Here is a 24,466-nt window from a genome sequence, read left to right as displayed (position 1 = left end):
TCCATTTAAAATTACTAATAACGTATTGTTCTTAACAAACGCCCATAAACGGTGCATTTAATGCGGATTTTTAATTGCACTGTACCCTTACAATAAGTAAGAATGGAGCTTCATAAACAACCAGCGCAAATACATAAAGGTAGGAGAATTCATGCCATCACGCAAAGAACTTGCAAATGCTATTCGCGTCTTATCAATGGACGCAGTACAACAGGCCAAATCTGGCCACCCTGGCGCCCCTATGGGCATGGCAGATATCGCAGAAGTACTATGGCGCGATTATCTAAAGCACAACCCTACGAATCCAGAGTGGGCAGACCGCGATCGATTTATTCTTTCGAATGGTCACGGTTCAATGCTGATCTATTCTCTACTGCACTTAAGTGGCTATGACTTACCACTCGAAGAGATTAAAAACTTCCGCCAAATGCACTCAAAAACACCGGGCCACCCTGAATATGGTTATGCGCCTGGTATTGAGACCACTACGGGTCCATTAGGTCAAGGGATCACAAATGCTGTGGGCATGGCAATTGCCGAGAAAGCACTTGCTGCACAGTTTAACCGTGAAGGCCACGATATTGTTGATCACTACACCTATGCATTTATGGGTGATGGCTGTTTAATGGAAGGTATTTCTCACGAAGCCTGTTCATTAGCCGGTACATTAGGCCTAGGTAAACTAGTTGCGTTTTGGGATGACAATGGCATCTCAATTGATGGTGAAGTAGAAGGGTGGTTCAGTGACGATACACCAGCGCGCTTCAAAGCATACGGTTGGCACGTAGTAAGCGATGTAGACGGTCATAACCCTGATGCAATTCGCGCCGCTATCGAAGAAGCACGTAGCATTACTGATAAACCATCACTAATTTGCTGTAAAACAATCATTGGTTACGGTTCACCTAATAAATCAGGTAGCCACGACTGTCACGGTGCACCACTAGGTGAAGACGAAATCAAAGCATCTCGTGAGTTCCTAGGTTGGACAGGTGATGCATTTGAAATTCCAGCTGAAATCTACAGCGAGTGGGATGGCAAAGAAAAAGGTAAGCAACTAGAAGCTAGCTGGGATGAAAAATTTGCCGCTTATGAAAGTGCATACCCAGAGCTTGCAGCTGAGTTTAAACGCCGTACAAACGGTGAGCTACCAGCTGATTGGGCTGAAAAGTCACAAGCTTACATCGAAGAGCTACAAGCAAACCCTGCAAACCCAGCAACACGTAAAGCATCACAAAATGCACTAAACGCGTTTGGTCCGTTACTACCAGAATTCATGGGCGGTTCTGCTGACCTTGCTGGTTCTAACTTAACACTTTGGGATGGCTCAAAAGGCTTAGAAGCAAACGATGCAAGCGGTAACTACATTTTCTACGGCGTACGTGAATTTGGTATGTCAGCGATTATGAATGGTATTGCACTGCATAAAGGCTTTATTCCTTACGGTGCTACATTCTTAATGTTCATGGAATACGCACGTAACGCAGTACGTATGGCTGCACTAATGAAGCAACCAAGTATCTTCGTATACACGCACGACTCAATTGGTCTAGGTGAAGATGGTCCGACGCACCAACCAGTAGAGCAAATTGCAAGCATGCGTTTAACGCCTAACCTAGTGAACTGGCGTCCATGTGACCAAGTAGAGTCTGCGATTGCATGGCAACAAGCTATCGAGCGTAAAGATGGCCCAACGTCACTTATTTTCACTCGTCAAGGCCTTGAGCAACAAGCGCGTACTGCACAGCAGTTAGCTGATGTGAAAAAAGGTGGTTACGTACTTAGCTGTGACGGTGAGCCAGAGCTTATTCTTATCGCAACAGGTTCTGAAGTACAGCTTGCACAAGATGCAGCTGCAGAACTGCGTTCACAAGGTAAAAAAGTACGCGTGGTATCTATGCCTTCAACTGATTTATTTGATGAGCAAGACGCTGCATATAAAGAAAGCGTACTACCAGCAAGCGTTACACGCCGCGTAGCAATCGAAGCGGGTATCGCAGACTACTGGTACAAGTATGTAGGCCTAAATGGCGCAGTAGTAGGTATGACGACCTTCGGTGAGTCAGCTCCTGCTGATGAGCTATTCAAGCACTTTGGTTTCACTGTTGAAAACATCGTAAACAAAGCAAACGCTTTGTTCTAAGCTTAAGCCACTAAAATTTAAAAGCCCGCCCTGTATGCCACAGTGCGGGTTTTTTTATGCCGGTTTTGGGATCGGAATGAATCCAACACACTCAGAGCTGTTAGGTTGGGTATAACGGATTGAAGTCCAACACATTCTAAGCTGTCAGCTTTCAGCTATGATATAGTCCTTAATACCAATAGATACCTAATTATGGTATCAGTTGAGCATGGATGTGAGGTGTGTAACAAAGCGTTCAAGCCATATTTTTGAACTCAAACTAAAGCAAGAATAATGCATTGGATGAGGTAAAGTAATGTCGTCGCTTATCATGCAGATACTCGCGCTAAAGCACGACCTACCACCATTGCACGATCGGCTTAAAACTGACAGCTAACCCGACTTGATTATTTCTCACCCAGCCACTCTTGAATGCTAAACCGACAACTGGCAATGTTTATACGTTAATAATAAAACATAACAGGAGTAAGTATGACTCAGTTTGACAGTGTAAGTGTTGTAAAAAAAGCGAATGTCTATTTTGATGGTAAAGTTTCGAGCCGTGTTGTGCTATTCGCCGATGGCAGCACTAAAACATTGGGCTTTATGCAGCCGGGAGAATTTGAGTTTGGTACAAATCAGAAAGAGCATATGGAGTTACTAGCAGGAGAGTGGCAAGTATTACTGCCTGGCGAAACTGAGTGGCAAGCCATGAAAGCTGGAGATTCATTTAACGTAGACGCACACGTGACATTCCGCGTGAAGGTATCAGACTTTGCTGACTACTGTTGTTCGTACACTTAATGAACTGTTGTTAACCTTTATAAAAAGCCCGTGTGATGCGGGCTTTTGCATATTTTATCCGCAACGCATGATCTAAATCATCTGTGGTTACAATCAATTACTAATTATCTGCAATTTTCGCTTGTGTTAATTCAATTCGCCCCCAATACTAACTGTGAGGTAACAAGAAAAAAGGATACCCTATGAAGATTAATATTTCTGGTCATCATGTTGACGTTACTGAGGCTGTTAGAGCTCATATCAACGAGAAGTTCTCGAAAATTGCTAGCCATTTTCCATCATTAATATCTCTCGATATTATTCTTTCAAAAGAGCATCACAAATACCAAGCTGAGATAAGCACGACCTATGAAGGCGCACGCTTATCAGTAAAAGGTGAAGACGAGGTGATGTACCCAGCAATTGCAAATGCTGCAAAAAAACTAGATGCATCATTGAAACATCGTAAAGGGCAAATGAAAGCCAAACTACACGAAAAGCCGGTCAGTACAACTCCGGAAATTGCCCACGAAATTATTCAGGAAATGGATTTAACTTAATTTTACTTAATAAAGTGCCGCGCTAGGTTTAGCTAGAATCTAGCGTTTACAATCAAACTAAGAAAGCCAACCGTTGTGAAACGTTTGGCTTTTTTGGTTTTAATATTCAGCCGTCAGATTGAAGTTCCAAAAGTTAGCGAGTTACTTGATTCGTTAGCTAACTTGCTAACGTGCTCTGCTTCCAATCTCACCTAAAACGCTGTAAGTTGCTTGTTACTAAGAATAAAACACACAAAGCATATGCAATCAGCAGTATCAAATTGGCAATCTAAATTAAATGCATTAGGGCCGGGTATTTTAATGGCCACAGCTGCCATTGGTGGCTCACACTTAGTGGCATCAACACAAGCAGGGTCGTTATTCGGTTGGCAATTATTTTGGCTAATCATAGTAGTTAATGTATTGAAGTACCCATTCTTTCGATTTGGCATGGAGTACACCCTTGCGACCAAACAAAGTTTAGTTGAGGGCTACAAGCAAAAAGGGCCGGGGTATTTCTATAGTTTTATTGCGCTTAATATTGTTGCCGCTGTGGTGAACACCGCTGGAGTTTTATTATTAACGGCCAGCCTGCTGCACTACGCATTGCCTGTTACGGTTTCTGTAACGCTATTATGCTGGCTGATTTTAGCTGTGTGTTTGCTTATTTTGTTGTTGGGGCATTTTAAGGCGCTCGATAATGTTTCAAAGCTAATTATGGGGCTGTTAACGGTTACCACCTTAGCTGCGTTAGTTGTCGCTATTAATAATGGTCCTATGGCTCCTGTTGACTATGTGGGCCCATCGCCTTATGAACTTGCCATGCTTGGCTTTATGGTGGCACTTATGGGCTGGATGCCAGCACCTATCGAAATTTCAGCGATTAGCTCGTTATGGCTAAAAGAAAAGCAACATCAACAAGCGGTGACAAAACAACAAGGCTTGTTTGATTTTAATTTGGGTTACTGGCTTACCGCAGCACTGGCGTTAGTGTTTTTTTCATTAGGTGTGTTGGTGCAATATGGTCACGTGCAGGCAGTTCAATTAGGTGGCGTGGCGTTTGCCAAACAGTTGATTGATATGTATGCACTCACCATGGGGGAGTGGGCAAGGCCGCTGGTTTCAGGTATCGCTTTTTTATGTATGTTTGGTACCACGCTGACGGTACTTGACGGCTACGCCAGAACATTAAATGAGTCGCATAAACTGCTACCGATTAAACAGTCTAAACACAGTTTAAATATGTGGTTATTACTGCAAGCATTTGCTGGCATGGCTGTGATTTTATTCTTTAAATCGGCCCTTGGCCCAATGCTTACTTTTGCTATGACCCTCGCTTTTGTTACTACTCCAGTATTTGCGTGGCTGAACTTTAGTTTAGTGCGCTCAGAACCCAGCATTCATCACTCACCTTTATTACGCACCCTAAGCTGGCTAGGCTTGGTTTATTTGGTGGGCTTTGCGCTGGTGTTTTTGGTTTGGAAGATAATGTAGGTTAGTTTGAGCGAAGCGAAACCCAACGATGAAGCAGTCGTAAGCCTTAAGTTTTAAGTTATTAGTAAAGTTTGCGCGATGTAAAATCGCGCCTACAATCTTAACTCAACTCCCTTACCGCAGTACTGATCTTAGCTAGGGTGCATATATGGCGTTGTGTATAAACTGTTTTATAAAGTCATGATGGCCGTTGCAAATTAATTATCCAGTTCTAATAAGTTGTTTGGAAGCTTTGTGTTTAGGCCAGTTAAAAAGGTACAAAAGTACATAAAATAGATATAAAAAAGATATTCAGATCGTTTTTATTTAAAGTAAATGAAGCTAATGTCTGGGTTCTACTCAATCTTGTCAAAGGGAAAATTGTTATGTCTATTTCTTCAAAAATTTTATTTATTCTATGTCTATCAATATCTTTTGTATCTTCAGCAAGCGAGAAGCTTGAGCGAACCTCTTCAACTTACCATGCACCTAAGTGGATGGCACAATTGTTTAACGAGCCAATGCAATATGATCCGAACGTAAAAGTAAAAACGATGAATACTGTCAATTCACAAAGTGGAATTGTAATTAAAGAAGGAACGGGAAAAGGGGTGCATTTACTGGGTAATAGTTATTGGCGAGTTAGCCCTGCTGTAGAAGCGATATCCCAAATAGATAACATATCGGAATCAGGGTTAGCAGATAGTGATAGGTACTTTTATGTTTTATCACGCGCTAAAACTGATGAGCAAAAGGCGGCTGTGATTTCTTTAAAAATAAGGTTGCGTTTAAGCCGTGAAAAAGATTCATATGTGTACTTTGATGGTACTAATTATCACTTAGCAAAAGTAGCAATCCATGAAAAGTCTTTTTTAGGAACCAGTTCGGACCCTAAAAAGCTAATACAAAACTACGTAAATAAAACAATAGTTAAAGTAGCATTGATCACTCCTGAGTTATTAGATCCTAAAATTAATAACCTCGATAACATCATGCACCTTGTTGAAAAACAACTGGTTAATAACCACTACGCTTTTTCATAAAATGAAAAAAGGCATAACCAAATTTCCTACATTCAATATAACAGCAGGCTTTTTAATAGTGATGACGAAGATGACGATTCAGTAGAAGATGACTTAGCGGATTGGTATGAAGAGGTTGATGATTGAATGAATGCTTATGAGAGAGATCTAAATGCTGATTATTTTTATTGGGGGGAATATGAAAACGATTTTGGTGAAACATGTGGCTTAGTCTTATACGAATATGATTTAGACGGTGATGGAGATATGGATGATACATTTATTGAGGATGAGTATTTTTGTGAAACATTTTAATTAACATTAAACCATCAGTTAGTTTTTTCTTAAGAATTCAAGTTAAGTTTAATTATCAAGAGTATAAGATATAAGGCCTATCATAAGGTTAGCGTTGAACGCTAAACAAAAATTCACAGCCTTAACTCAATTCCCTAATTGCATTACTAATCCCATCTAGCGTGAGTGGATACATACGGTTATCCATTAACTGCTTTATAAAATCAATTGATTGATAATAGCGCCAATGTTCAACGGGTTGCGGGTTGAGCCAAGCGACTTTATCAAAGTGATTAGTTATGCGGTTTAGCCAAGCGCTGCCGGGTTCTTCATTCCAATGCTCAACGCTGCCACCGGGGTAGGCGATTTCGTAGGGGCCCATGGTGGCATCGCCAACAAAGATCACCTTGTAGTCGCTGGTGAACTTGTTAATCAAGGTCATGGTATCAATTACGTTTGAGTGACGACGCTGATTATCTTGCCAAACATGCTCATACAAACAGTTATGAAAATAGTAAAACTCTAGGTGCTTAAATTCGCTATGAGCGGCGCTAAATAGCTCTTCGCAGGTATGAATGTAATCATCCATTGAACCGCCGATATCAAACAGCATCAATACTTTTACTGCATTGTGGCGCTCAGGTGCCATTTTTACATCGAGCATGCCGCCTTGCTTTGCAGTTGCGCGGATGGTTTCGGTTAAATCGAGGGTATCGCTGGCACCAGTACGGGCAAATTTACGCAGTTTTTTTAGGGCAAGCTTAATTGTGCGTGAGCCAATTTCACGGTCGCTATCAAGGTTTCGGTAGCTGCGCTTATCCCATACTTTAACGGCACGGCGATGTCGGTTACCGTCTTGACCAATGCGCACACCTTCAGGGTTATAACCATAGGCGCCAAATGGTGAAGTGCCACCGGTACCGACCCATTTATTCCCCCCCGCATGGCGCTTTTGCTGCTCTTCAAGGCGTTGCTTGAGGGTTTCCATGAGTTTATCAAGGCCGCCCATAGCTTGTAGTTGCGCTTTTTCTTCTTCGCTTAAGTGCTTTTCAAACTCTTTACGCAGCCAATCATCAGGCAAGGCATGTTGCTGTTTTAAGCTTTCGAGCAGATCAAGGTCGGCCACGCCACTAAAGTAATCTGCAAAGGCTTTATCAAAGCGATCAAAGTGGGTTTCATCTTTAACCATGATGGTACGCGCTAAGTAATAAAACGCGTCAACATCGGCAAAAATAACCCCTTGCTTGAGCGCATTGATCAAATCAAGTAGTTCTCGCAAACTAACAGGTAAGCGGTATTCGCGAAGCTTAAAGAAAAACGCAATTAACATCTTAACGGCGGCTCATAAACGCAAGTTTTTCGATTAAGCTAATGTCTTGCTCGTTCTTTAATAACGCGCCAAACATTGGCATTAAACCGCCTTTTTGGCTTTTATCATGCAATGTTTTAGCGTCTATATCTTCAGCCATCAGTAGCTTTAACCAATCGAGTAATTCACTGGTAGATGGTTTTTTCTTAATGCCATTAACTTCACGAAGATTAAAGAACACCTCAAGTGCTTGGCGTACTAAGTCTTGTTTAACATGCGGGTGATGCACATCAATAATTTGTGCCATTTCTTCACTACTAGGAAAATCAATGTAATGGAAAAAACAACGACGTAAAAAGGCATCTGGCAGCTCTTTTTCGTTATTTGACGTGATGATCACAATAGGACGTTGCTTAGCAACAACGCGCTCACCGGTTTCATAAACATGAAACTCCATTTTATCGAGCTCTAATAGCAAGTCGTTGGGAAATTCAATATCGGCTTTGTCAATTTCATCAATCAATAACACAGGGCGTTTGTTATATTGCTCACCATAAGTAAAGGCTTGCCATAGTTTCCCTTGTACAATGTAGTTGCTGATATCGTGCACACGCTCATCACCTAATTGACTGTCGCGAAGACGAGATACTGCATCATACTCATACAGGCCTTGCTGCGCTTTAGTGGTTGATTTGATGTGCCATTGAATTAGCGTGGTGTCTAAGCTTTTGGCAAGCTCTTCGGCCAGCATGGTTTTACCTGTGCCGGGTTCACCTTTTATAAGCAGGGGCTTTTCGAGCAAGATAGCTGCGTTAACCGCTTGTTTTAATGAATTACTGGCAATGTAGTTATCGGTTGAATTAAAAAGCACGATGTCACCTTATCTGGTCTGAGCAGTGATTAATAACGTCATGATGCCACAGTTAGTCGGCGTCTGAAAGGTATGCAAAGCGTGGTACGGTTTTACCCTCTACTGTGACCGTTTCTGTAAACATACTAAGCGGGCGTGCCCACATACCAAATTCTCCGTATAGCGCTTGGTAAATAACAAGTGGCTCATTGCTTTCGCTGTGTGTGGCAACATACTCTACTTTGTATTTTGGGCCTTTATAATGTTGGTAAATGCCGGGTTTGATTGTCATGTGTTTATCTCGCATCTTGGAGTCATTTGGGTATAATTGCAGTTTGCACATTTTACCCTGAAACAAACTGCCTAAACTATGAATTATATTTCGTTAGATGAATACAAAAAAGCCTGGGTTTTTCGTCATAAAGATATGCCGATAAGCGCAGAAGATGCCGCACAAATAAAACCAATGACAGCTGAGCGTGCAGCGGTTTTATGGACCACTATGGTAAGCCGTGAGCATGATCACCCTGACTTTTTTGATAAAACAGATTGGTGCGGTAAAGATGACAGTTTTTCTGAAACTGTTAACTGGGAAAATGCATGGGAAGCGGGTGATGAGCAACTACCTGAAGAAATCCTTAACCATTTAGAGTGGGAAGCCAATACGACCGTGTATTTTTGTATGGCGCGCGACAATATTATCGAAACCAGCTTTGCCGTATTTAAGCGTTGTTGGCAAAACTTTATGTTTTTAGCCGATGGTAGTTTATTGCTAGGTAAAAAGCGTGATGCTGTGGTGCAGTTTTTAGAATCTGGTAATGCAAAACTGGGTAAAAAAGGTGCAGTAAAGTAGCGCTCAATAAACGCTCTATGCTATAAAACAGTCAAGCAATTGTTTTATAAGAGCGCGCATTGTCTATTTCTCATTCACAAAGTGAAACGTCACAACAAGCTGAAATTTGGCAAACAGATGCCGAACGAGCATTGTATGCACAGTTATGTAACGCGTTTTATGCTCGTGAGATCCCACGGTTAGTTGATGAACCTGATGCAGCAAGGCTAAAACGCTTATTAGCAAGTTTGCCTTACTACATAGAGCGTTTAGCGATGCGTATCGTAAGCGGTGATGCACCATTACAACTTGATTCGCAAAATGGTAGTTGGCTCGAGAAACAAAAGGCATCGCCTCCGGTCTACAGTAAAGAAGACTCAAAAAATTTTTACACTAAATATGCTAAGCGCGGGTTAATTGTTCCTGTGTTAATTAATGATGAGCAATGTACAAGGGTGCGCATAGACAGCTTAGATCAAGTAAGCGACAATAAGGTACATTGTAATGAGCTAGGTTGGTTTGATGTGTCGGGAGAGTCACTAGAACACATACCAGCGCAAATATTAAAGCCATCAAAATTGGTTATGACAGCTGCATGCTGTGGTCATCAGTGGCAATACAATAAGCGCATAACACCTAAGCGTTTGTCATTAAGAGAAATGCTACTAGCAAGTAATATAAATTGGCGTAATCTAAAACGCCCTTTGACTTAATTTAACCGCGAAGGAGTGTTCAATGCGGGTTTTTCAATTCGCCTTGTTATGTTTGGCATTATTTATTCAGTACCGTTTGTGGTTTGGCCATAATGGAGTGCAAGATTACACTCGTTTAAAACAAGCAGTAGCATCACATCAAGATACGAATGCTAAATTATTAAAACGTAATACGGTACTAAAAGCCGACATTAAAGATTTAAAGCTTGGTCAAGAGGGTATTGAAGAACGAGCGCGTAACGAATTAGGAATGATTAAACCTGGTGAAACCTTTATTCGAGTATTACCAGGTCAGCAGTATAATGAACAATAAACAAATTATTACCGCAATTGTTCCCGCTGCGGGAGTAGGGAGTCGAATGCAACATTCGGCGCCTAAACAATATATCGAGCTTGCGGGTAAAACTATTTTAGAGCATACCTTAAGCAAGCTTGCTGAGCTTGAATGCCTTAATACCATAAAAGTCGCTATTAGTGATGATGATGGCTATTTTGCCGATTTACCGTATATAGATGCGCGAATTGAACGTGTGAGTGGTGGTAAAGAACGCGCCGATTCAGTGCTAAACGCTTTGCTATCACTTGCCGATAATCCACCTGACTGGGTACTTGTTCACGATGCGGCAAGACCGTTAGTGTGCTTGGCAGATATTCAGCGTTTAATCGCTGAATGTACTGCTGCCAATGAAGGCGGTATTTTGGCATCAAAAGTAAAAGACACCATTAAGCGCGGTCATACCCACAGTGAGCAAACAGTGCCACGTGACGATTTATGGCAGGCGCTAACCCCTCAGTTTTTCCCTTACAAATTGCTGACCGATGCGCTATCAAATGCCCTTCAAAGTGGTGTGACTATTACAGATGAGGCATCGGCAATTGAATGGGCCAAACAGCCTGTTAAGCTGGTTGCTGGTCGCAGTGATAATATTAAAATCACCACCCCTGAAGATTTAGATTTAGCAGCATTTTTATTGCAAAAACAACAAAACGAGAGTACCTCATGATTCGAATTGGCCATGGCTTTGATGTACACAAATTTGGTGGCGAAGGGCCACTGGTGATTTGTGGTGAAAAAATTGATTATCCACAAGGCTTTTTAGCACATTCTGATGGTGATGTGGCAATTCATGCTTTATGCGATGCAATATTAGGTGCACTTGCAATGGGCGATATTGGCAAGCACTTCCCTGATACTGCGAGCGAATACGAAAATATTGATAGCCGAATTTTGCTACGCCACGTGGTTGGGCTTGCTAAAGAGCAAGGTTACGTTCTTGGCAATGCCGATGTCACGATTGTTGCTCAAGCCCCCAAAATGTTGCCACATATTCAAGCAATGCGTGAAAACTTATGCCAAGACCTTGAAGCAGATATTTCACAAGTGAATGTAAAAGCAACGACTACAGAGAAGTTGGGCTTTGAAGGTCGTAAAGAAGGTATCTCAAGCCATGCTGTTGTAATTATGAGAAAGCAAGATTGATGAGTGAACTAAATTACCTTTACGGCAAACCTCTTTCGAAAGCTGATTTTAAAACCACTGCCGAAGATTTTATGGTTGATGAAGACTTGGGCATTGAGTTTACAGGCTCTGGTGAGCATGTCTGCTTACAAGTGGTAAAAAAAGGTGAAAACACTCAGTTTGTTGCTAAACGTATTGCTGAAAAAGCCGGTGTTTCCCCGCGTGATGTGAGTTATGCGGGCTTAAAAGACCGTCATGGTGTATGTACACAATGGTATAGTGTGCCAGTGCCAATTAAAAAGCATATTGAATTTAGTGAACTGAATAACGAGCAGTTTTTTGTTATTTCGCAACAGCGCCACAATCGCAAACTCAGAACTGGCTGCCATAAAGGCAACCGCTTCACCATCACTTTACGTAATGTGACTGAACCACTGGATATTTTATGCCGTATTAACGCGGTGCGTGCCGGTGTGCCTAATTACTTTGGTGAACAACGCTTTGGTCATGGTGGGCACAACCTTGAAATGGCAAAACGCATGTTTGCCGGAGAGCGTATTCGCGACAAAAAATTACGAGGTTTAGTGATCTCTGCAGCGCGCTCTTATGTGTTTAATGAAATTGTGAGCTTGCGCGTTGCTGAACATGGCCTTGCGAAAACCATGCACCGCGAAGTATTTATGTTAAGTGGCAGCAATGCCTTTTTTGAAGATAACATTAGCGACGATAATATTGCCCGCTTAGCGTCTGGCGATATCGTGATGTCGGCCCCTATGGTTGGTAAAGGTGAAAAAGGCCTTACCGAGGCCGAAAAAACGTGGCTCGAACCTTATCAGTCTTGGATAGCTGGCCTTAGCGAACTTGGTCTTAAAAACGAGCGTAGAATGTTACGTTTGATCCCAGATTCATTAGCGGTTGAAACCCTAGACGAGACAACCTTAAAGCTGAGCTTTGGGTTACCAAAAGGGTGTTTTGCCACAGCCTTGTTGCGTGAGCTGGTGGACTATCAAGATGCCAGCCCAAAAGAACAAAAACAAAAGGATGCGTAGATGAAAATTTTATTAAGTAATGATGATGGTGTAAATGCAAAAGGGATCGCAGTTTTATATCAAGCCCTGACCCAAATTGCTGATGTGACACTTGTTGCACCTGATCGTAATTGCAGTGGTGCAAGTAATTCATTGACCTTAATGAATCCACTGCGTGCAACAACCTTAGAAAATGGTTTTATTTCAATTAATGGCACGCCAACTGATTGTGTGCACCTTGGTGTCAATGAGTTAATGGATGAGCAGCCGGATCTTGTGGTTGCAGGCATTAATCATGGTGCCAACCTAGGTGATGATACTTTGTATTCGGGCACTGTTGCTGCTGCAACCGAGGGCCGCCATTTAGGGCTTCCGGCTATCGCCGTATCTTTGTGTTCTAAAGAAGGGAATCATTTTGAAACCGCCGCCGCTGTTGCTGTGAGTATCATTAAAGAATTAGCTTCGCACCCGTTACCAAAAGATCAAATTATCAATCTAAACGTACCTGACGTGCCACTTGTTGAATTAAAAGGCGTGAAAGTAACACGCTTAGGAGCACGCCATAAAGCCGAAACCATGACTAAACAGCAAGATCCATGGGGCCGCGATATATACTGGTATGGTACCTTGGGTGCTGAAAGTGATGCAGGGGAAGGCACTGATTTTTATGCCATTAATAATGGCTACGCATCAGTCACACCACTTAGTGTTGATATGACGGCTAAAGAAAGCCTACAAGCCGTTGATAGCTGGTTAGCAAATATGGAGATTAATGGTGCTGACTAATTATAATCGCAGTGCACTTGCATTAGCTGAATTATTAAAGCGCGAGGGTGTCGAAGACAGTGTCGTGCTAGAGGCAATTGCAACAACGCCTCGCCATATCTTTGTTGATGATGTTTTACAGCATAAAGCCTATCAAAATACCGCATTACCAATTGGTCAAGGGCAAACTATTTCGCAGCCTTACATTGTTGCACGTATGACAGAGTTACTTCGTTTAGCTGGGGTTCGCGATAAAGTGCTTGAGATAGGCACTGGGTCTGGCTACCAAACAGCGATTTTAGCTAAAACCTTCACCAAAGTGTGCTCAGTTGAGCGCATTAAAGCACTACAGTGGCAAGCGAAGCGCCGCTTACATAAGCTTGATTTATACAATGTCACCATGAAGCATGGCGATGGCTGGCAAGGGTGGCAGTCACAAGCGCCTTTTGAGGGGATCATTGTCACTGCTGCGGCAGCAACAATGCCGCACGGATTACTTGAACAACTTGCTGATGGTGGCGTGATGATTGCACCCATTGGTGAGCAAGATCAGCAATTAATGATGGTTGTTAGAAATGGCGACACATTTACAGAACATAAAGTTGCACCAGTGAGATTTGTACCTTTGGTGCCTGGTGATATTGAATAGGACCTAATACTTTGAAGTTGTTTACTAAGTTATATGATATGGCGCTTGTATGGGCTAAACACCGACATGCTGAGCGTTATTTAGCAGGGATGAGTTTTGCTGAATCTGTTTTTTTTCCGGTGCCGCCTGATGTCATGCTAGCACCGATGTCGCTTGCACAGCCAGATAAAGCATGGCGCTTTGCTAGTTTTACCACAATTGCTTCTGTGATTGGTGGTATTTTAGGTTATTTACTTGGCTTTTGGTTATTCGAACCAGTCGTTGAACCTCTTATTGCGCAAATGGGTTGGCAAGCTAAATTTGATACAGCCCTAAGCTGGTTTGAAAATTACGGTGTTTGGGTGGTTTTCTTAGCTGGATTTTCGCCTATCCCCTATAAGGTATTTACCATAGGCGCAGGTCTAATGCAGATGGCATTTTTACCATTTTTACTTGCTTCTGCTGTTGGTCGTGGGGCACGTTTCTTTCTTGTTTCGGCACTAATGAAATGGGGTGGAGTTAAAATGGAGCAAAAATTACGTCAATATGTTGAAGCCCTTGGCTGGGGATTGGTTGTTTTAGTGGTGGTTGCGTACTTTTTACTACGATAAGCCATAAAACCATTAGTTAGTACGATAAGGAGCATTTTACGATGAGCAGGCAGATAACAGTCTATGTTACTTTGTTTACTAGTATTTTGCTCTTTGGCTGTACGTCTCGCGAAGCACCCGCTCCGGTCAGTAGTTTAGATAATCATGTAAAGCCGACGACGCGCAAAGTAAATATCACAGGCTCAAAATACACAGTGAAAAAGGGTGATACTTTATATTCAATTGCCTTTAGTTCTCAACGAGATTTTCGAACCCTCGCAAAAATAAACAATATTCCAGCACCTTACACTATCTTTCCCGGCCAACGTATCTTGATTACAAAGCAGGAACAAAAATACAAAAAGGCGAAAAAATATACGAATTCGAGTAAAAAGTCTACTTTTTCCACACAAAAAAATAACAAAAAATTAAAGAAAGAGCTTGATCAGCCAAAACAACGAGAGTATGTTCAGAAACAAGCCAACAAAATAATTAGTGACAAAAACGGTAATTCTAATTCTAAAGTTGTATGGAGCTGGCCGGCTAAGGGCAAGGTCACGCGACGCTTTTCTAATAAAGAAAACGGCTTTAAAGGGTTACAGATCACTAACAAAGAGGGGGCTTCTGTTTTAGCTGCTGCACACGGAACTGTGGTATACGCGGGTAACGCGTTGCGAGGTTACGGTAATTTAATTATTTTGAAACATAATGATGATTACCTAAGTGCTTACGCGCATAATTCAACGTTGCTTGTAAAGGAAAAACAGGAAGTAAAGGCAGGGCAGAAAATAGCAGAAATGGGCAGTTCAGACTCTTCGGTTACGGCTTTGAGATTTGAAATTCGTTATCGGGGTCAAGCAGTCAATCCTGCTAAGTATCTACCTTAGCCATTAGGGTATTGATAAAAGTGATTTAGCTCAATCACATATTTGCTCGGGAGGACGCTTATGGGTCACACAGCAAAACTAGAGAAAACAACTGACGCGATTGACGATAAATTTGATGACACGGTAGTCGAAGATGATGCTTCTGAACTATTAGAAGAAGTTGATAACGAAGAAGATATATTTGCAAAAGACGAAGTTGCTAAAAACTTAGATGCAACCCAGCTGTATTTAGGTGAAATTGGTTTTTCTCCACTGTTAAGTGCAGAAGAAGAAGTATTTTTTGCTCGCAAAGCATTGAAAGGCTGTGAAGCCTCTCGCAAGCGAATGATTGAAAGTAATTTACGTCTAGTAGTGAAAATTGCCCGCCGTTATAACAATCGTGGCCTTGCACTACTTGACCTTATTGAAGAAGGTAATCTAGGCCTTATCCGAGCTGTTGAAAAATTTGACCCAGAACGTGGTTTTCGCTTTTCAACCTATGCAACATGGTGGATCCGTCAAACCATTGAACGCGCCATCATGAACCAAACACGTACAATTCGTTTACCAATTCACGTAGTTAAAGAACTAAATGTGTATTTAAGAACTGCACGTGAACTAACCCAGAAGTTAGACCACGAACCAACCGCAGAAGAAATTGCAGAGTGCTTAGATAAGCCGGTTGAAGACGTGACTAAAATGCTGCGTTTAAATGAAAAGATAACTTCAGTTGACACTCCTATTGGTGGTGAAAACGATAAAGCTCTGCTTGATATCATAGCCGATGAAAAAGGCTCTGGTCCTGAGGGAGAAGTACAAAATAACGACATTAACAAACACATTGTTGATTGGTTAGGTGAGTTAAACCCTAAACAACGCGAAGTACTCGCTCGACGTTTTGGTTTACTCGGTTATGAGCCATCAACTTTAGAAGATGTTGGTCGTGAAATTGGCTTAACACGTGAGCGTGTAAGACAAATTCAGGTGGAAGCATTACGTCGCTTAAAAGACATTTTGCAACATGAAGGTTTAAGCACTGATAGCTTATTTGATCAATTCACTTGATATATAGCAAATTAGACAACAATACATAGGCTTTAGGGTCTAGAACACACAAAAAAGCTGACATTGCGTCAGCTTTTTTTATATCTATATTATACCTACAGTAAATCTTTTAATTGATACAGTAGTTGGTGTGCTTGTCTTGGCGTTAGGCTGTCTGGATCAAGTTGTTTTAAGGTTAATTCAAGCTCAGACGGTTCATCATCAAAACTTAATGTTTGCTGTTGCTGCTCAATGGGGGCCGTGACAGGTTGGTGGTTTTCGAGCATTTTTAGCTTTTGTTTGGCTTGTTGGATCACCGCTTTTGGAACACCGGCCAAGGCAGCAACTTGTAGGCCAAAGCTTTTGCTTGCTGCGCCTTCAAGCACAGTATGCATAAAGGCAATTGTGTCGTTATGCTCAATGGCATCTAAATGCACATTTACCAACCCTGTTTTCTGCTCGGCCAGCTCTGTTAATTCAAAATAGTGAGTTGCAAATAAGGTTTTAGCGGCAATTTTTGAAGCTAAATAGTCAGCTGTTGCATAGGCTAGCGATAAACCATCATAGGTCGAAGTACCGCGACCAATTTCATCCATTAGCACCAGTGATTGTGCTGTGGCGTTATTTAAAATAGTTGCCGTTTCTGTCATCTCAACCATGAAGGTTGAACGCCCTGATGCTAAATCATCGCTTGCCCCAATACGTGTAAAGATACGGTCAATATTTCCGATTTCAGCACTATCTGCAGGTACATAAGAGCCAATGTGTGCCATTAGCACGATAAGTGCAGTTTGACGCATATAGGTTGATTTACCACCCATATTTGGGCCTGTGATAATCAACATTTTACGGTCGTTATTAAGCTCCACTGGGTTGGCAATAAACGGGTCTTTCATTACCTGTTCAACCACCGGGTGGCGACCTTGTTTAATACTGATATTATCGTTATCGCACAGTGTTGGCTTAGCATAATTAAGCGCTTGTGCTCGTTCTGCCAAATTATTTAAAACATCTAAATCAGCCAGTACGGCAGCCATAGTTTGTAACTGTTCAATGTGCGGAGCAATAAATTCGAACAGTTGCTCGTAAAGCTGTTTTTCAAGCGCAAGTGCTTTTGATTGGCTACCGAGTACCTTATCTTCATGCTCTTTTAGCTCGGGGATAATATAACGCTCATTGTTTTTCAACGTTTGGCGACGAATATAATCTGCAGGCACTAAATGAGAATTGGCGCGGCTTACTTCAATAAAAAAGCCATGCACTTTGTTGTAGCCAATTTTTAAAGTGCTAATGCCAGTGCGCTCTCGCTCACGCTCTTCAAGCTTTTCAAGAATATCGGTTGCACCTTGGCTTAGTGCACGCCATTCATCAAGCTCACTGTTGTAACCCGGGGCAATAACGCCACCATCACGAATAAGTACTGGTGGGGTTTCGATTACAGCACGTTCGAGTAAATTTTGTAGTTCAGGTAACTGTTGCGACTGAGCAATGATTTGGCTAATACGCGGGTCATTAGCATCCGTCAGTAATTCGTGTAGTGGTGCTAGTGCTTGCAGTGCACTACGCAGGCGCGTTAAATCACGCGGTCTTGCGGTACAAAGTGCTAAACGGGCAATGACACGTTCAATGTCACCAATTTGTTTCAACGACTCTTGCAGTTCACCACATAATTGCGCATCAATAATGGCGCTAATAGCGTTGAGTCGAGAGTTGAGCTCTGTTTTACTGCGCACCGGTGTATGAATACGGCGTTTTAATAAGCGTGAACCCATCGCTGTCGCCGTTTTATCAAGTACTTGCGCAAGGGTATTTTCGTAACCGCCTGATAAGTTAACTGTAAGTTCAAGGTTTTTACGGGTTGCTGCATCTAAGATCACTGCATGTTCGTTTTGCTCAAGGGTAATGGCACGAATATGCGGCAGGGCAATGCGCTGCGTATCTTTTACGTATTGCATTAAACAGCCCGCAGCCACTAAAGCGGCATGTGCTTTGTCTACACCAAAACCAACCAGATCTTTAGTGCCAAATTGGTCGCACAGTAAATGCTGCGCAGTATCTAGATCGAATTCCCATTCAGGGCGACGACGTGCACCTTTAATGTGCTCAATTAAGTGCACATTCGCAAAGGTTTCACTATAAAGTAGCTCTGCCGGTGCTAAACGCTGTAATGTTGAGCTAAATGCTTCATCAGTATTAACTTCTAATACATTGAATCGACCAGAGTTTATATCAAGATAGGCAACTCCATATAAGCCTTGCTTGTTTTGCCAAACACTGGTCAGAAGGTTGTCTTGGCGCTCTTGTAGTAACGCTTCGTCAGAAATTGTGCCAGGGGTAACAATACGCACAACTTTACGTTCCACCGGGCCTTTGCTGGTGGCGGGGTCGCCAATTTGCTCGCAGATAGCTACTGATTCACCCATTTGTACAAGGCGAGCTAGGTAGTTTTCAACGGCATGATAAGGCACACCTGCCATTGGTATTGGATCACCACCGGCTTTACCGCGATGAGTTTGAGAAATATCAAGAAGTTGCGCTGCACGTTTAGCGTCATCAAAGAAAAGTTCGTAAAAATCGCCCATACGATAAAACAATAAAATATCCCGATGCTCGGCTTTTATTTTTAGATACTGCTGCATCATAGGGGTTTGTTGTTTTATAGTGTGCGGTGCATAAAGATCAAACGACATGTATTTACCCAAAGGCTGAATATGGAATTACATCAAGAGATTAAAACACTTGCTGCGAAATTAGGAGCTATTTTAACGGATAAACGCTTATGGATCACTACCGCAGAATCATGCACTGGTGGTGGCGTTAGTTATGCGTTAACTGATACCCCCGGCAGTTCGAATTATATTGACCGTGCGTTTGTTACTTATAGCAATCAAGCAAAACAGCAATTAATAGGTGTTAGTGAGCAAACATTAAACAATTTTGGTGCTGTCAGTGAGCAAACCGTGCTTGAAATGGCATCGGGTGCTGCAAAAGCTGCAAACGCAGATATTGCAATTGCTATCTCAGGGATTGCAGGCCCCGGTGGTGGAACACTGGATAAACCTGTAGGGCTGGTATGGTTTTGTATTCATTTTGCCGGAAAAAACTACCCAAGCGAACAGGTTTTCTCAGGAGATAGAGCTGAAGTTAGACTGCAAGCTATTGTTTATTCATTAAAAACTGTAATTGAATTGATAAAATCAGAAAATTAGCTTGATACTGTGATTTCATACAGTATACTGTCTGCATTAGCCGGATTTGGAGAACAGAATGAACGATAACAAACAAAAAGCCTTAGATGCTGCTTTATCACAAATTGAGCGTCAATTTGGTAAAGGCTCAATTATGAAACTGGGCGACAACAAAGCCCTAGACATTGAAGCTATCTCAACAGGTTCACTAGGTATCGATATCGCATTAGGTATTGGTGGTTTACCTACGGGCCGTATTGTTGAAGTGTATGGTCCTGAATCATCAGGTAAAACAACGCTTACTTTACAAGTTATCGCTGAAGCTCAAAAGCAAGGTAAAACCTGTGCATTCGTAGATGCTGAGCACGCTCTGGATCCTGTATACGCTCAAAAACTGGGTGTAAACATTGACGAATTACTTGTTTCTCAACCAGATACTGGTGAGCAAGCATTAGAAATTTGTGACATGTTAGTTCGTTCAAGTGCTGTTGATGTTGTGATTGTCGACTCGGTAGCTGCTTTAACACCTAAAGCTGAAATCGAAGGCGACATGGGTGATTCACACATGGGCCTACAAGCTCGCTTAATGTCACAAGCACTACGTAAGCTTACAGGTAACATCAAGCGTTCAAATACGCTGTGTATTTTCATCAACCAAATCCGTATGAAAATTGGTGTTATGTTTGGTAACCCAGAAACAACAACCGGTGGTAACGCGCTTAAATTCTACGCTTCAGTACGTATTGATATTCGTCGTATTGGTTCAGTAAAAGAAGGCGACGAGGTTGTTGGTAACGAAACCCGCGTGAAAGTTGTTAAGAACAAGGTTGCGCCGCCGTTTAAACAAGCTGAATTTATCATCATGTATGGTGAAGGTATTTCTAAGCAAGGTGAGCTAATCGACTTAGGTGTTAAGCATAAGATTGTTGAAAAATCAGGTGCTTGGTACAGCTACAATGGCAATAAAGTTGGTCAAGGTAAGGCAAACTCAATTAAGTTCTTAAAAGATAACCCTGAGATCGCAGATGAGATCGAAGGTAAGTTACGTGAGATGCTATTACTACAGGCAACTGTACAACCAGAAGATGGTGAAGATGCAGGCCTAATAGCTGAAGACGAGCTATAAACACTACTAAAGAGTACAGTTAAGCGTGATTTGACCCGCACTTAACACAAAAAAGACCGCTACATTGTTAGCGGTTTTTTTATGGGTGCTTATAGCTGCGATTTTATATCGCGTTTAATCACTAAATTGTTGGCGGTATTCTGTGGTCGCGTGTAGCTTTTAGCTGTCAGAATACGCGATAGTGCCTGTAACTTTCCCCTTTCTAACTTTACTCTTGCAACTCTTGCATGAAAAAGCCGCAGATGATGCGGCTTTTCAGTACTTAAGCTTTAAACTTCTAGCTCAAAGCTTATAACTGCCAGTTGAAAGACACTGAGTAGTTACGTGGTGCGCCGTAATAGCCTTGTGCCCAGAACAGGCTATGAAGATATTTTTCATTAGTGACGTTGTTGATATTAAGGTTAACACTTACATTATCATTGATGTCATAAGTCGCCATTAGGTTTAATAAGCCATAAGCATCTTGAGTTGTGGTAATGAGAGGGGCATTAGTATCAGCATCACGAACTTGTACACGCTTGGTGTCGTCTTGCCATTGATAATTTAAGCCAAAAGTTAAGCCATCAACTTCAGGTACTTTGTGTGTTACAGCAAGTTTGAATTGATTTTCTGGTGTGTAGTCTTTAACTAGGTCATCACCATCAATATTTAAATTACTGTAACTGAAACTCGCACTCAAGGTATCATTAATTTGACCGCTTAATTCTACCTCAAAACCATCACTGTTTATGCCATCAGCACCATAATAACGTGTATCATCAGGAAGTGAGCCTGGCACGGCAACAGCAAGACCTTCCTGTTTAGCATCAAAATAGGCAAGAGTAACAAATAAGTTATCATCAAGTAGCTGTGCTTTTACACCAATCTCGCTGCTTTTACCTGTGATTGGGTCTAAGTAATCGCCATTGATGTCACGTTCAGTTTGTGGCACAAAGGTTTCAGTGTAGCTTGCGTAAGTTGATAAGCTTTCGTTGATATCATACACAGCACCGAAGTAAGGCACAGTTTGCTCACTGTCTTTATCTTTTGCTTTACCATATGACTCGCCCTCTGTTTCCCAGTTTACTTGGCTTACACCAGCTAAAATACTGAAAGCATCTGTGGCACGGATACGTGTTGAAATATACGCAGAACGTTGACGGCTGGTGATATCAGCACCTGTTAAACCATCAGTAAGCGTTGGCACTGGCGCAACACCATTCCACCCACCTAGCTCCGGCATTGCAGGAAAACCATTACCAGTCGTGTAGTCATACAGTGATTTATCTTTGTAATCTATATCTGCTTGGTTTACGCCAAAAGATAGGTCATGTTCCATACCAAATAAATCAAATTTACCCGTTGCGTAAATATCTAAAATGTCGTGCTTGTCTTTGTGGTCATATTCACTTGCATAACCTGTTAAGCCAAGACCTGTTTCTCTGTCTGGGGTACCGTAAACATAGAAAAGTTCTGAGTCTTGCTCATTTTCTAAGTGTGCGTAGCTTGCTTTTAAGAACCAAGTATTGGTAATTGCTTGCTCAATTGATAAAAACAACTGCTCTGTTGTGTTATTCCAATATGACCAATCAGACGCTGTGCTGGTTGATGTATCAAAGTTTGTTGCAGTACCATCGCTATAATAAAGCGGTAGCGCGCCCCAAAGTGGGCTGTCGGCATCTTTCTTTTGATTTACATAGTTAGCAGTTACAACTGTGCTATCAGTAAGCTGACCTTCGTAGGCTAGGTAATAAATTGTTTTATCTTGCTCGTAACGGTCAAGGTATGACTCTGTTTTGTGCTTGGTGAATACAGCACGCACTGCATGGTTTTCGTTGAGAGCAGTTGATGCATCAAGCTCTAGACGTTTGTTATCCCATGAACCATACGATACAGATGCATTTACTTGTGTTTGGTAAGTAGGGCGCTTTAGAACCATGTTGACGGTTGCAGATGGGTTACCAGCACCTGTCATTAAACCGTTGGCACCACGTACAATTTCAACACTATCAAAAATAGAAGTATCTAGAGTACCTTGTATTGAACCGTTATCTTGTGGCATACCCATGCCATTAACTTGGAAGTTAGTGATCTCAAAACCACGGGCTTTAAAATAAGTACGGTCAGTTTCGATTTGTTCAACAGTCACACCAGGAGTGCTTTCTAATACGGCATTTAGGTTATCGAGGGAAAAATCATCCATTAATGCACGTGAAACAACAGAGATTGACTGTGGTGTTTCTTTAATTGTTAGTCCTAACTTAGTTGCTGACTGTGCTTCTTCGGTGATGTAATTTTTATGATGCTGGCCATAAACAGCTATTTTTTCAATAGCTTGTTCTTCTTTTTGTTGTTCAGCTAAAGCGTGTCCACTAAGTAGTGCTGAGGTCACTAGGCTTAACTGCGATAAGCGCAAAAATTTTGTTGATGACATGCAAAGTTCCAATTAGTTCAATTAATAATGAAATTAACGCGTAATCTAAACTAAATGAGAACGATTTACAATTAAGTTTTTATGGGGCTTGAAATGTTTTTAAAAATGCAACGCAGGAGAATCCAAACGCTTGATAAAAAAAAGCGGCCGAAGCCGCTTCAGGAAGTAAAACTTTTAACTTTAAAACACGTATTTTGCAGAAAATTGCAGACGATCCATATCGCCATCAGTGCCACTTTCAAGCTCACGTTCTGCATGTTTGAATTCAACCCCAAAAGTCAACTTTTTAACTGGTGAATACAATAGGTTAGCGCTAAAGCTTTGGCTTGTCTTTGTTGGGTCAATAGACATAGCTAATAAGTCGGTATTGTTATCAGCAGAGAAGAATGAATACAGGAAGGTTGAGCGCCATTGGCTGCTCCAGTTTTGTTGATAAGCAATAAAGCCAGATGTTGAATCAATCGCATCTAGATCATCGCCATCAAGTACTGCACCATGAGCAACATTTAAACCAACATAGCGGCCTAAACCAGAACCTTGTGTAAGCATAAATTTAAGATTATTTTCACCAAAATTTACTTTACCTGATGCGCTGATACCAAACGATGATGTATCCGCATCAATGCCATTTTGTTTATAAGTAAGCTGGCGTGCCAGACCTGTTACAACAAGTTCACCCCAATCAGCCTTATGGGCATAACGTGCTGTAAAGTCAGGCATTGAAGCATCATCAGTCGCCACACGAGCACCACCTACAGTGACTGTGCTTTCAGGGTTTTCAACAGAGAATGACCAGTTACCTGTTGTATAGCGAATTTGTGCTTGGCGAGCAAACACAGTACCCTCTGCTGGGCCAACAAAGTCTAAGGTTTCAGGAAGGGCGCCAACGTTTTGGAAGTTTGACCAAGCTTGACCAAATAACCATCCATCATAAGTTACAAATGCTTGGCGTATACGCGGTGCATAAGAGTTTGTAACACGCTCATTTCCACCTGGTGCAGAAGCAAGGAAATCGATTTCTATTTTGGTTTTAATTGTTTTCCCATCATCTAATTTAGTTGCTGTGCCTAGGCTAAATCGAGACTGGCGAGCATGCATATCAAAGACAGCATCACTGTCGCTGTCTGCGCCCACGGGGGTTGTACTTGGGACATAGAAGTCGCGGCCAATGCTGCCACCGGCTGGTACACCTGCAGAGTAATCACTCCACATCGCATCTAGTTTTACATAGCCACCATAAGAAACGTCGGTGTTACCAATGGTTGCAGCGTTAGCGGTACCTGCAAGTGCACATAAAACAGCCGAAGCTGTCAGTGTTTTTAATGCGGTTACTTTTGTTGTTGTCATAATGTGTATTCCTGTCGAAGCTACTTGTTGATTGCATTAATGTTGTTGTATCACTGTTGTTTAAGAAATGACTTC

At 41.9% G+C, this 24,466-nt stretch carries 25 protein-coding genes; 19 read left to right on the top strand and 6 right to left on the bottom strand.

Annotated features, from left to right (window positions below):
• Window positions 1-151 precede the first annotated feature (151 nt).
• From tkt to AAEU31_RS06550, 6 genes are all read left to right on the top strand, one after another.
• Entirely contained in the window at window positions 152-2,143 is a 1,992-nt protein-coding gene (gene tkt, locus AAEU31_RS06575) for a transketolase (RefSeq protein ID WP_138557258.1), read from the top strand.
• A gap of 471 nt (window positions 2,144-2,614) precedes the next feature.
• The gene (gene ppnP, locus AAEU31_RS06570; protein WP_135926026.1) at window positions 2,615-2,926 is read left to right on the top strand and encodes a pyrimidine/purine nucleoside phosphorylase; all 312 of its coding nucleotides are present in this window, start codon (window positions 2,615-2,617) and stop codon (window positions 2,924-2,926) included.
• 182 nt (window positions 2,927-3,108) lie between these two features.
• Window positions 3,109-3,465 (top strand): ribosome hibernation-promoting factor, HPF/YfiA family, encoded by a 357-nt coding sequence (gene hpf / locus AAEU31_RS06565; protein ID WP_135926025.1) that lies wholly within the window; start codon window positions 3,109-3,111, stop codon window positions 3,463-3,465.
• A gap of 240 nt (window positions 3,466-3,705) precedes the next feature.
• Entirely contained in the window at window positions 3,706-4,938 is a 1,233-nt protein-coding gene (locus tag AAEU31_RS06560) for an NRAMP family divalent metal transporter (RefSeq protein WP_421966818.1), read from the top strand.
• Window positions 4,939-5,303: 365 nt separating this feature from the next.
• The gene (locus tag AAEU31_RS06555) at window positions 5,304-5,960 is read left to right on the top strand and encodes a hypothetical protein (protein WP_421966817.1); all 657 of its coding nucleotides are present in this window, start codon (window positions 5,304-5,306) and stop codon (window positions 5,958-5,960) included.
• 126 nt (window positions 5,961-6,086) lie between these two features.
• Window positions 6,087-6,254: a hypothetical protein gene (locus AAEU31_RS06550; RefSeq protein ID WP_421966816.1), complete on the top strand. Its 168-nt coding sequence runs from the start codon at window positions 6,087-6,089 to the stop codon at window positions 6,252-6,254.
• A 121-nt stretch (window positions 6,255-6,375) separates the two neighbouring features.
• Here the strand turns inward: AAEU31_RS06550 and AAEU31_RS06545 are convergent, their stop codons facing one another.
• The 3 genes from AAEU31_RS06545 to AAEU31_RS06535 are packed head-to-tail and all read right to left on the bottom strand — an operon-like array spanning window position 6,376 to window position 8,699.
• Complete coding sequence (locus AAEU31_RS06545; protein WP_063703231.1) at window positions 6,376-7,563, bottom strand: vWA domain-containing protein; 1,188 nt, start codon at window positions 7,561-7,563, stop codon at window positions 6,376-6,378.
• Window position 7,564: 1 nt separating this feature from the next.
• Window positions 7,565-8,413: an AAA family ATPase gene (locus tag AAEU31_RS06540; protein WP_421966815.1), complete on the bottom strand. Its 849-nt coding sequence runs from the start codon at window positions 8,411-8,413 to the stop codon at window positions 7,565-7,567.
• Between the two features lie 52 nt (window positions 8,414-8,465).
• Entirely contained in the window at window positions 8,466-8,699 is a 234-nt protein-coding gene (locus AAEU31_RS06535; protein WP_421966814.1) for a DUF1653 domain-containing protein, read from the bottom strand.
• Between the two features lie 63 nt (window positions 8,700-8,762).
• Here AAEU31_RS06535 and AAEU31_RS06530 point away from each other — a divergent pair, with 63 nt between their 5' ends.
• The 11 genes from AAEU31_RS06530 to rpoS are packed head-to-tail and all read left to right on the top strand — an operon-like array spanning window position 8,763 to window position 16,338.
• Entirely contained in the window at window positions 8,763-9,245 is a 483-nt protein-coding gene (locus AAEU31_RS06530; protein WP_135926021.1) for a DUF2947 domain-containing protein, read from the top strand.
• Between the two features lie 59 nt (window positions 9,246-9,304).
• On the top strand, window positions 9,305-9,937 hold the full coding sequence (locus AAEU31_RS06525; RefSeq protein WP_135926020.1) for a hypothetical protein: 633 nt from the start codon (window positions 9,305-9,307) through the stop codon (window positions 9,935-9,937).
• A gap of 22 nt (window positions 9,938-9,959) precedes the next feature.
• Complete coding sequence (ftsB, locus tag AAEU31_RS06520; RefSeq protein ID WP_135926019.1) at window positions 9,960-10,250, top strand: cell division protein FtsB; 291 nt, start codon at window positions 9,960-9,962, stop codon at window positions 10,248-10,250.
• The gene (gene ispD, locus AAEU31_RS06515; protein ID WP_135926018.1) at window positions 10,240-10,941 is read left to right on the top strand and encodes a 2-C-methyl-D-erythritol 4-phosphate cytidylyltransferase; all 702 of its coding nucleotides are present in this window, start codon (window positions 10,240-10,242) and stop codon (window positions 10,939-10,941) included. Before ftsB ends, ispD begins: the two co-directional genes overlap by 11 nt.
• A complete protein-coding gene (ispF, locus tag AAEU31_RS06510; protein WP_135926017.1) occupies window positions 10,938-11,417 on the top strand; it encodes a 2-C-methyl-D-erythritol 2,4-cyclodiphosphate synthase in 480 nt (159 codons plus the stop codon). Before ispD ends, ispF begins: the two co-directional genes overlap by 4 nt.
• Complete coding sequence (gene truD, locus AAEU31_RS06505) at window positions 11,417-12,445, top strand: tRNA pseudouridine(13) synthase TruD (protein WP_421966813.1); 1,029 nt, start codon at window positions 11,417-11,419, stop codon at window positions 12,443-12,445. The genes ispF and truD overlap by 1 nt, the downstream gene beginning before the upstream one ends.
• Window positions 12,446-13,210: a 5'/3'-nucleotidase SurE gene (gene surE, locus AAEU31_RS06500; RefSeq protein WP_135926015.1), complete on the top strand. Its 765-nt coding sequence runs from the start codon at window positions 12,446-12,448 to the stop codon at window positions 13,208-13,210.
• Window positions 13,200-13,838 carry a protein-L-isoaspartate(D-aspartate) O-methyltransferase gene (locus AAEU31_RS06495; RefSeq protein ID WP_135926014.1) on the top strand — a complete coding sequence of 213 codons (639 nt, stop codon included), beginning with the start codon at window positions 13,200-13,202 and terminating at the stop codon, window positions 13,836-13,838. The genes surE and AAEU31_RS06495 overlap by 11 nt, the downstream gene beginning before the upstream one ends.
• An 11-nt stretch (window positions 13,839-13,849) precedes the next feature.
• On the top strand, window positions 13,850-14,428 hold the full coding sequence (locus AAEU31_RS06490) for a YqaA family protein (RefSeq protein ID WP_135926013.1): 579 nt from the start codon (window positions 13,850-13,852) through the stop codon (window positions 14,426-14,428).
• Between the two features lie 41 nt (window positions 14,429-14,469).
• On the top strand, window positions 14,470-15,294 hold the full coding sequence (locus AAEU31_RS06485; protein WP_421966812.1) for a peptidoglycan DD-metalloendopeptidase family protein: 825 nt from the start codon (window positions 14,470-14,472) through the stop codon (window positions 15,292-15,294).
• A 60-nt stretch (window positions 15,295-15,354) separates the two neighbouring features.
• Complete coding sequence (gene rpoS / locus AAEU31_RS06480; protein ID WP_135926011.1) at window positions 15,355-16,338, top strand: RNA polymerase sigma factor RpoS; 984 nt, start codon at window positions 15,355-15,357, stop codon at window positions 16,336-16,338.
• A gap of 95 nt (window positions 16,339-16,433) precedes the next feature.
• On the opposite strand, the gene mutS is transcribed toward rpoS, so the two are convergent.
• Window positions 16,434-19,007, bottom strand: coding sequence for a DNA mismatch repair protein MutS (gene mutS / locus AAEU31_RS06475; RefSeq protein WP_421966811.1), 2,574 nt, complete (start codon window positions 19,005-19,007; stop codon window positions 16,434-16,436).
• 21 nt (window positions 19,008-19,028) lie between these two features.
• Between mutS and AAEU31_RS06470 the strand changes: the two genes are divergently transcribed.
• Both AAEU31_RS06470 and recA read left to right on the top strand, forming a co-directional pair.
• On the top strand, window positions 19,029-19,526 hold the full coding sequence (locus tag AAEU31_RS06470) for a CinA family protein (RefSeq protein ID WP_138558391.1): 498 nt from the start codon (window positions 19,029-19,031) through the stop codon (window positions 19,524-19,526).
• 58 nt (window positions 19,527-19,584) lie between these two features.
• Window positions 19,585-20,631, top strand: coding sequence for a recombinase RecA (gene recA, locus AAEU31_RS06465; protein ID WP_135926008.1), 1,047 nt, complete (start codon window positions 19,585-19,587; stop codon window positions 20,629-20,631).
• A gap of 289 nt (window positions 20,632-20,920) precedes the next feature.
• Here the strand turns inward: recA and AAEU31_RS06460 are convergent, their stop codons facing one another.
• Window positions 20,921-23,044: a TonB-dependent siderophore receptor gene (locus AAEU31_RS06460; protein ID WP_421966810.1), complete on the bottom strand. Its 2,124-nt coding sequence runs from the start codon at window positions 23,042-23,044 to the stop codon at window positions 20,921-20,923.
• Window positions 23,045-23,224: 180 nt separating this feature from the next.
• Entirely contained in the window at window positions 23,225-24,391 is a 1,167-nt protein-coding gene (locus AAEU31_RS06455) for a DcaP family trimeric outer membrane transporter (RefSeq protein WP_135926006.1), read from the bottom strand.
• Between the last annotated feature and the right edge of the window lie 75 nt (window positions 24,392-24,466).

The organism is Pseudoalteromonas thalassia, assembly GCF_049257215.1.
Classification (GTDB): Bacteria; Pseudomonadota; Gammaproteobacteria; order Enterobacterales; family Alteromonadaceae; genus Pseudoalteromonas; species Pseudoalteromonas lipolytica_C.
Note: the sequence above shows the minus strand (reverse complement) of the source record. Positions and strands in the feature narration are given on the sequence as shown.

Excerpts from the sequence above, each read along its gene's own strand:
- tkt (WP_138557258.1), top strand. The coding sequence starts at position 152 with ATGCCATCACGCAAAGAACTTGCAAATGCTATTCGCGTCTTATCAATG.
- ppnP (WP_135926026.1), top strand. The coding sequence starts at position 2,615 with ATGACTCAGTTTGACAGTGTAAGTGTTGTAAAAAAAGCGAATGTCTAT.
- hpf (WP_135926025.1), top strand. The coding sequence starts at position 3,109 with ATGAAGATTAATATTTCTGGTCATCATGTTGACGTTACTGAGGCTGTT.
- AAEU31_RS06560 (WP_421966818.1), top strand. The coding sequence starts at position 3,706 with ATGCAATCAGCAGTATCAAATTGGCAATCTAAATTAAATGCATTAGGG.
- AAEU31_RS06555 (WP_421966817.1), top strand. The coding sequence starts at position 5,304 with ATGTCTATTTCTTCAAAAATTTTATTTATTCTATGTCTATCAATATCT.
- AAEU31_RS06550 (WP_421966816.1), top strand. The coding sequence starts at position 6,087 with ATGAATGCTTATGAGAGAGATCTAAATGCTGATTATTTTTATTGGGGG.
- AAEU31_RS06545 (WP_063703231.1), bottom strand. The coding sequence starts at position 7,563 with ATGTTAATTGCGTTTTTCTTTAAGCTTCGCGAATACCGCTTACCTGTT.
- AAEU31_RS06535 (WP_421966814.1), bottom strand. The coding sequence starts at position 8,699 with ATGCGAGATAAACACATGACAATCAAACCCGGCATTTACCAACATTAT.
- AAEU31_RS06530 (WP_135926021.1), top strand. The coding sequence starts at position 8,763 with ATGAATTATATTTCGTTAGATGAATACAAAAAAGCCTGGGTTTTTCGT.
- ftsB (WP_135926019.1), top strand. The coding sequence starts at position 9,960 with ATGCGGGTTTTTCAATTCGCCTTGTTATGTTTGGCATTATTTATTCAG.
- ispD (WP_135926018.1), top strand. The coding sequence starts at position 10,240 with ATGAACAATAAACAAATTATTACCGCAATTGTTCCCGCTGCGGGAGTA.
- ispF (WP_135926017.1), top strand. The coding sequence starts at position 10,938 with ATGATTCGAATTGGCCATGGCTTTGATGTACACAAATTTGGTGGCGAA.
- truD (WP_421966813.1), top strand. The coding sequence starts at position 11,417 with ATGAGTGAACTAAATTACCTTTACGGCAAACCTCTTTCGAAAGCTGAT.
- surE (WP_135926015.1), top strand. The coding sequence starts at position 12,446 with ATGAAAATTTTATTAAGTAATGATGATGGTGTAAATGCAAAAGGGATC.
- AAEU31_RS06485 (WP_421966812.1), top strand. The coding sequence starts at position 14,470 with ATGAGCAGGCAGATAACAGTCTATGTTACTTTGTTTACTAGTATTTTG.
- rpoS (WP_135926011.1), top strand. The coding sequence starts at position 15,355 with ATGGGTCACACAGCAAAACTAGAGAAAACAACTGACGCGATTGACGAT.
- mutS (WP_421966811.1), bottom strand. The coding sequence starts at position 19,007 with ATGTCGTTTGATCTTTATGCACCGCACACTATAAAACAACAAACCCCT.
- AAEU31_RS06470 (WP_138558391.1), top strand. The coding sequence starts at position 19,029 with ATGGAATTACATCAAGAGATTAAAACACTTGCTGCGAAATTAGGAGCT.
- recA (WP_135926008.1), top strand. The coding sequence starts at position 19,585 with ATGAACGATAACAAACAAAAAGCCTTAGATGCTGCTTTATCACAAATT.
- AAEU31_RS06460 (WP_421966810.1), bottom strand. The coding sequence starts at position 23,044 with ATGTCATCAACAAAATTTTTGCGCTTATCGCAGTTAAGCCTAGTGACC.
- AAEU31_RS06455 (WP_135926006.1), bottom strand. The coding sequence starts at position 24,391 with ATGACAACAACAAAAGTAACCGCATTAAAAACACTGACAGCTTCGGCT.